General features: G+C 62.1%; 5 protein-coding genes. All 5 read right to left on the bottom strand.

Annotation, left to right across the window (positions count from 1 at the left end):
* The coding region (locus tag B3M58_RS20940) for a restriction endonuclease subunit S (RefSeq protein WP_296222167.1) at positions 1 to 1,110 on the bottom strand (1,110 nt) is incomplete at its 3' end.
* A complete protein-coding gene (locus B3M58_RS20935) occupies positions 1,100 to 2,755 on the bottom strand; it encodes a type I restriction-modification system subunit M (protein ID WP_296222166.1) in 1,656 nt (551 codons plus the stop codon). The genes B3M58_RS20935 and B3M58_RS20940, both read right to left, overlap by 11 nt.
* A gap of 267 nt (positions 2,756 to 3,022) precedes the next feature.
* Complete coding sequence (gene creC, locus B3M58_RS20930; RefSeq protein ID WP_296222165.1) at positions 3,023 to 4,447, bottom strand: two-component system sensor histidine kinase CreC; 1,425 nt, start codon at positions 4,445 to 4,447, stop codon at positions 3,023 to 3,025.
* Complete coding sequence (gene creB / locus B3M58_RS20925; protein WP_296222164.1) at positions 4,447 to 5,130, bottom strand: two-component system response regulator CreB; 684 nt, start codon at positions 5,128 to 5,130, stop codon at positions 4,447 to 4,449. The genes creC and creB overlap by 1 nt, the downstream gene beginning before the upstream one ends.
* A gap of 269 nt (positions 5,131 to 5,399) precedes the next feature.
* Positions 5,400 to 7,430 (bottom strand): methyl-accepting chemotaxis protein, encoded by a 2,031-nt coding sequence (locus B3M58_RS20920; RefSeq protein WP_296222163.1) that lies wholly within the window; start codon positions 7,428 to 7,430, stop codon positions 5,400 to 5,402.
* Between the last annotated feature and the right edge of the window lie 287 nt (positions 7,431 to 7,717).

The following is a 7,717-nucleotide window of genomic DNA, read 5'->3' as shown; positions in this document are numbered from 1 at the left end:
GTCCGAATGGCGTGGAATCCGCATCGTATGTTTTACCAGCAGCTGCTGGAATGGTGCTGAGACGAACTGGTGAAACCAGAACAACCCTGCGCCGTTTTCTTCATGCGGACGCACCAACGCAAGCCTGCGACCAAGGCAACAACGAATACTTGGAGGAATCACCGCAAAGAACCCAAGAGTTGCCTCGTAGCTGAACACAATATCTCCGTGTCTCGGCTCAATACGGCGTGTCCACTGCGACCAATCGCTCTCGCTGATATGGCGAACATCAGACAAATCAAGGCTGGTGCCGGTCAGATTCTTGATGCCAAGGAAAATAGGCCCCTCTGCGGACTTTGTCGGCGTGGCGTGAGGACCGTCGTAAATCCCCTCCACAAGCTCGCCAATTGGCTTAAATGCCCAGCCCTTAGGCAGTGAGCCTAACCCTGACGCTTCAAAACTATCGGGGAACAGGGCAGCAGTGGCGGCGTCCATTCCTTGCGGCTGGCGGCCTTCGGCCTTAGCGCGCACGGGGTCGAAATCGACGAACCAGGATTTAAACAGCGCCTGGGCGATGGCTTCCAGGGTGGCGTTGGTTTCGCGTAGCAGGCTGATGCGGTCGTCGAGCGCGCCTAGTAATTCAGCAATTCCTTGTTGAACGTCAAGTGGTGGCAAGGGGATTTTGAACTTAGAACAATCACCGACTCGTATGTGACTAACTACCGACCCGGAGCCCTCATGACTGCCAAACTGGTGCTGAAGCGAAGGTGACTGAAATACGTAATGCAGAAAACGCGGATGTAGTACCTGCACGTTAGCGCGGTACTGCATGACCCGCTGACCGAGAAATAGCCCATCTGGCGAATCGACAAAACCAACTTCACCAATGGGTGCTTCACGCGTGAGTAACACGTCGCCATATTCCAATTTAGCGCGCCGCGTCCACTTTTCGTAAGTTACTTCGTCTACAAAACGACAGCTCTCAAGACTGATACGGCCTTCACGGATATTCGTAGTTCGGATCATCCGATAAGGAGTTGCATAAGGAACAACTGGTGCCGTCTTGTTTACGCAATCCACAATCAAGTCACAAGCCTGCTCAACCGGCACGACTGGCCAGTCAACACTCATACCCCAGCCCCCCCAGCTTCTGCTGGATCAACTGATCAAGTTCCACGCCCTTTTCCATCTGCTCGCCAAGCTGTTGGGTCAGCCGCTGCATTTTCTCGGCAAAGGCTTCATCGTCCTCCTCCACCGCTTCGGCACCGACATAGCGGCCCGGCGTTAGCACATGGCCGTGCTCGGCGATCTGCGCCAGGGTGACGGATTTGCAGAAGCCCAGTACATCTTCATAGCCTGCGCCGGATTGCCAGGCGTGGTAGGTGCTGACGACCTTCTGGATATCCTCGCGGGTAAAGTCACGTAGCACCCGGTCCTTCATAAAGCCCAGGTTGCGCGCGTCGATAAACAGCACTTCGCCGCTGCGCTCGCGCAGCTTGCGTCCGCAGGCGGTTTCGCGGGGGTGTTTGTTTTTGCTGAGGAACCAGATGCAGGCGGGGATTTGGGTGTTGGTAAACAACTGCCCTGGCAGGGCGACCATGCACTCCACGCAGTCGGCCAGCAGCAGGCGCTTGCGGATTTCGCCTTCGTTATTGGTGTTGGAACTCATGGAGCCGTTGGCCAGCAACAGGCCCAGGCTGCCGTTGGGCGCCAGGTGGTAGAGCATATGTTGCAGCCAGGCGAAGTTGGCGTTGCCATCCGGCGGGATGCCATAGGCCCAGCGCGGGTCGTCGTCCTTCACCCCGCTCTTCCACTCCTTCATGTTGAACGGTGGGTTGGCCATGACGAAGTCGGCGCGCAGGTCCGGGTGCAGGTCTTCGCTGTAGGTGCTGGCCCAGCGGCCACCGAAGTTGAAGTCGATACCGCGCAGGGCCATGTTCATCGCTGCCAAGCGCCAGGTGGTGGGGTTGGACTCCTGGCCGTACACGGAAATATTGCCCAGCGTGCCCTGGTGCTCCTCGATAAAGCGCTCGCTCTGCACAAAGAAGCCGCCAGAGCCCATGGCCGGGTCATACACGCGGCCCTTGAATGGCTGGAGCATTTCCACCATCAGGCTGACGATGGCCTTGGGCGTGTAGTACTGGCCGCCCTTCTTGCCTTCGGCCAGGGCGAACTGGCCGAGGAAGTATTCGTAAACGTGGCCGAGAATGTCCTTGGCATGCAGGCTGGCGTGCTGGAAGGGGATGCTGCCGATCAGGTCGATCAGGCCGGTGAGTTTGTCTGCCTCGATGCTGAGCTGGGTGTAGGTCTTGTTGAGCACGCCTTTGAGCTTGGGGTTTTCCTTTTCCACATGATCCAGGGCGGTGTCGATCAGCCAGCCGATGGTGCGCATCTCCACGGCTTGCTCGGTTTTGCCGCTCTTGAGCATAAAGTGGGTGCCGATGGGCAGTTTGGCGTTGCTTTGCAGGGTGTCCCAGCGGGCGATTTCCGGCACCCAGAACACGTTTTTCTCGGTATAGAAGTCGCGGACTTCCAGCTCTTCCTTAATCAGCGCTTCGTCGTCGCCCAGGTAGTAGTCATGCGCGGGATCGCGGAACTGCGCTGCCAGTTCGGTGCGGCGCTCGGCGAAGGTGTCGCTGACGTACTTAAGAAAAATCAGGCCGAGCACGGCGTGCTTGTACACCGCGGCGTCCAGGCTGGAGCGCAGCCTGTCGGCGGCGTTCCAGAGCTTTTTCTCCAACTCGTTGAGAAATTGCTGCTCTTCGTTGCTGGTCATGCGGGTTTACCTTGTCTATGCAGCAGCCTTGCGCAGACTGCTTTGAGAAAATACTGCGGCGATTTTGCCAGAGCGACAGGCATGGGGCTGGATTATTCATCCCATCGAATGTGCCGTTCCTTCCAAGGGTGCCGGCAGAGCTTTTGTAGGAGCCAGCTTGCTGGCAAATTGGCTTGGTGCAACTGCAACGCTTCGCGAGCAAGCTCGCTCCTACAAGTTCACCCCTTATTTTCTGCGGAGACGGCAAGAGGGTAGCTACGGGAATGTTCAGACGCTGGGCAAAGTCAGCCCGACTTCCACACCACCTGCGACATTGCCGACACGCAATACCCCGCCATGCAACTGCGCCACTTCCTCGACGAAATTCAGCCCCAGCCCGGTGCTTTTGCGGCCGCTGCCAGGACGTGGCAGGGAGTAGAAGCGTTCGCTCAGGCGCGCCAGGGCATAGTCGGGAATCGCTTCGCCCTGGTTGAACAGGCGCAGCTCGACCTGGCCGGCATGGGCCTCGGCGCTGAAGCGGAGCAGCCCGCCGTCCGGTGTGAAATCCAGGGCGTTATCCAGCAGATTGGCCACCGCCTGACGCAGTAGAAAGGCCTCGCCAAAGGCGCACAGCTCGGCGTCGATCAGGTTTTCAATGCGCAAGCCCGCCGCTTCGATACGCGCCATCTGCGCCTGCAATAAGGTGTCGACCACGCTGCGCAGCGGCACCGCCACCTGCTCTTCCAGGCCCTGGCGTTGCTCGACCTGGGCCAGGTGCAGCAGGCGCTCAATCAATTGCTGCATACGCGCGCTTTCCTGCGCGATATTGCCGACGAAACGCTGGCGCTGCGCCAGCGGCATCTCGCTATCGAGCAACTCGGCGGCGCCGCGAATCGCCGCCAGCGGGCTTTTCAATTCATGGGTCAGGGTGTGCACATAGCGTTCGACATAGGCCTTGCCTTCCAGCTCGGTGCGCATGCGCTCGACCGCCTCGGCCAGTTGCCCCAGCTCGCCGCCGCGCAGGGCCGGCAGCTCGGCGCGCCGGCCTTCGCTGACCGCCTGGGCGTAGCGGGTGAGCTTGCGCAACGCGGCGCTGAGCCACCAGGACAGCAGCGCACCGATCAACAGGCCGAGCACGATCAGGCCGCCGCCGAGCCAGGCCAGGCGGGTCTGCGAACGCTCGATGTAGGGTTGCAAGGTGCGATTGGGTTTGGCCACCGAAACCACGCCGATAATCTGCGCGCCATCGATGATCGGCGCGGCCACGTACATCACCGAGGAATCGGGGTCGTTGGGGTCTTCCCGGCTTGAGCGCGCGCCGTACTCGCCGCGCAGGGTGCGCAACACATCGTTCCAGCGCGAATAGTCCTGGCCCACCGCCGCGCCACTGGAATCGAGCAGGACGATGCCCTGGGCGTCGGTGACATAGATGCGGTGGTTGACCTGGGTTTTCTCCACGCCCCAGATCTGCGCCTGCGGCTGGCGCTGGCCGTAGGCTTGCAGCACCTGTGGCAGGCGGCTTTGTTGCAGGCTGCCGGCCTTGACCTCGTCACGCAGGATCTCCGCCAGCAGGTTGGCGGTATCGACCAGGGTTTCCTCGGTGGACTGGCGCACGCCGGGGCGGATTTCGTCCATCACCGTGCTCAGCACAAACCAGCCGGCCAGACCGACGAAGAGGAAATACACCAGGAAGATGCGTACGCCCAACGGCATCAGCTGTGGCTCGGCGAGTAGCTGTAACCCAAGCCACGATGGGTCTGGATCGGTTCGGCAGCCGCCGCGACCAGGCGCAACTTGGCACGCAGGCTTTTGATATGGCTGTCGATGTTGCGCTCGTAACCGGCCTCCAAGGCCACGCCCAGGCCGTCGAGCAATTGCTCGCGGCTGAACACCCGCTGCGGCTGAGCGAGCAAGGTTTGCAGCAGGCGAAATTCGTGGCGTGTCAGATTGAGCAACTGGCCGTGGTAATGGATTTGCACCCGTTCGCGGTCCAGCTGAAAAGGCCCCGCGGCGGTTGCCGCGAGCGGCTCGCGCGGCAGCACGCGTTTGAGGATGGCCTTGACCCGCGCCGCGACCTCGCGCGGGCTGAAGGGCTTGACCACGTAATCGTCGGCGCCGATTTCCAGGCCCACCACGCGGTCGATTTCCTCGCTACGCGCAGTGAGGAAGATCACCGGCACCTCGGAAAACCGCCGCAGGCGTTTGCAGGCTTCGAAGCCGCTGATGTCCGGCAGGCCGACGTCGAGAATCAGCAAATCGGCCGGGCTGCGCTGCTGTTCGGCCAGGGCCTGCTCGGCCAGGCTCAACCAGGTGGTGGTGAAGCCTTCGCTCTGCAGGGCGAAGATCAGGGTGTCGGCGATGGCGGCTTCATCTTCGACGATCAGAATATGCGGCATGAGCGTCCTGCGCCTGAACGGGTTGCCGCGGAGCCTGCGACAGGGCGAACGCAGCGTCAAGGGCAACGCGCAGCAAGCGGCAGACGGCGGGTGGGTTAGCGGCACAGGACCTGGGGCCTGTCAGCACCGCACATGCAAGAGTGCCGCGTCACCCACCCGCCGATAGCCCTGTCGCCCGCCGCTGGCGGGTTACGCCGCCCCCATATCCGCAGCGCCTTGCGACATCCGCACAGGCGCCTAACCCACCCTACGAAGCCTTTTGTTAGGTTTCAGCCCAGTTGGAAACGCCCGGTGTTCTGCGCCAAGCCCTGACTGCCACGGCGCAGCTGCTCGGCGGCGCTGCTCACCGCCTGGGCGCCATCGAGCAAGGCACTGGCCGCCTGGTCGACCTGCTGGATATTGCCGCTGACCTCATCGGCGGTGGCCGCCTGCTGCTCGGCGGCGGTGGCGATCTGTGCCAGGCGGTCGCTGACCCGCTGCACCGACTCGACGATGCCGTCGAGGTCCTCGCCCATGGCCAGCACGCTGCCGACATCGCCTTCGGCCTGGCGCACCGCATCTTCCATCTGGCTGACCGACTGGCCGACCACCTTGTGCAGGTCGGCGACGGTCTGGGCGATTTCCGCGGTGGAGTTCTGCGTGCGCTGCGACAACGAGCGCACCTCATCGGCCACCACGGCAAAGCCGCGCCCCTGCTCGCCGGCGCGCGCCGCTTCGATGGCGGCGTTGAGCGCCAGCAGGTTGGTCTGTTCGGCGATGCCTTTGATCACATCGACCACGCGGGTGATCTGCTCGGTCTGCTGGCGCAGCTGCTGTAGGGTCGCCGCGCTGTCGCCCAGGCGGCTGCTGAGTTGGCGCATGCTGGCACTGGTGCGCACGCTGCGCTGATTGCTCTGGTTGGCGATTTCACGGGTCTGCCCAGCCTCCACGGCGGCCTGTTCGCAGCTCTGTGCGACGCTTTGCGCAGTGGCGGCCATTTGCGTGGCGGCGGTGGCGATCTGGCTCATCTGCCCCTGTTGTTGTTCGACCGCGACCAGAGCGTTCTGCGCCTGGGTGCTGAGCAACTGCACGGTGCCGCCGAGGTTCTGGCTCTCCTGATCGACGCCCTGCATGGAACCGCGCAACTGCGCGACGGCGGCATTCAGCGCCGTGGCAATGCTCGCCAGATCATCCTCGCCATGCACCTGCATGCGCACCCGCAGATCGCCATCGCGCAGCCCTTCGGCGGCCAGGATGATCCCGGCGGTGCTGCGGCTGATCGAGGCGTTGAGGCACAGCAGTATGTATAACGCCAGCAGGGTGAGGACGCCGAACACGGCGATCACCTCAAGCATTTCGAGCCGCGCCTGCTGGCGGTAATCGCCGAGGCTCAGGGCGAACTGCTGGTACAGCGCCTGTTGCAGGCCGCTCAGCTGTGCATGCAAGGCATCGACGCGCTGGATAAATTGCGCGGGCGTCAGGGCCATCGGGCTGGCCTCGAACATGTCATGGTCGATCTCGGCGAGAAACTGCTCCAGGCCCTGTTCGGCCGCGGCGAAGGGTGCTTGCAGGTTCTTCATCGCCTTGGGGGCTTCCAGGCCCAGGGTCGAGCGGGCCTTGCTCAACTGCCCGCGCGACTCGTCCAGCGCGCGGCGCAGGTCACGAATCAGCACGCGGCTTTGCAAGGTGAAATGCTGCGACACCACCGCGCCGTAACCTTGGCTGGCGAAGCTGCCGAGGCTCTCCAGCAAGCGCGGCAGGGTGAAGGTCAGCTGCTCCATCATCAGGTAGGTGTCGAGATACGGATCGAGGATCAGGCCGCTGTCGGTGGCCACCTGCTCACGCAAGGCCATCAGTTGCAACAGGGTCTTTTGGTAACGTTCGAGGGCATCGGGTAGCGGCAATTTGCGCAACTCAGCCACACTCAGCGCCCCCCGTAAGCCTTGCAGCGCGCTCAGTTGCTCGCGCGCCTGCGGGCTGGAAGGCGCGCTCTGCAACAGTGCAGCGGCCGCCTGCAACGCTTCATCAAGGGCGCCTTCACGCCCTTGCAGCAGCGCCTCGGCCTGCGTCTCGGTGCCTTTCCAACGCGCCAGCAAGGTACGTTGTTCGAGCAGGGCGTGCTGCACCGCGCCCAACCCCTGAACCCCCTGCATGCCCTCTAGCTCACGGTCGATCAGGCTCAACCGGGCCTGATGATCACTGCTGATCACCCACAGCGCGTAGCCCAACGGCAGGATGAATAAGACGAACAACAGCTGAAATTTACGCGCGAAGCTGAAACGCTCCAATACGCGTACACCCGGCTTGAGTACTCCAGTCATAGCGACACCTCAACGAGTCCCGCGCGCACCTGACAGCGGTGCGGCAAAGAGCAACATGAAGCAAGAACTACGCCGGGCTACTCGGGCCTGCGGCTGTCAGCAGCACGGCGGCTGCTGGCAGCATAGAACAGTCGCCTCTCAGAACCTGTTCGCGCTCTAAGCGAGCGAAGGTTTTTAATGGCTATGTCCCAATTACCTGTTGCAGGAGAAGTCGCGCTTTTGTGAGTGCGGATTTATCCGCGAAAACCTTCGAAAACTGAACATCTTTCGCGGCTAAAGCCGCTCCC

The organism is Pseudomonas sp. UBA2684 (genome assembly GCA_002354655.1).
Classification (GTDB): Bacteria; Pseudomonadota; Gammaproteobacteria; order Pseudomonadales; family Pseudomonadaceae; genus Aquipseudomonas.
The sequence above is the reverse complement of the archived record's forward strand: the minus strand, read 5'-3'. Positions and strand labels throughout refer to the sequence as shown.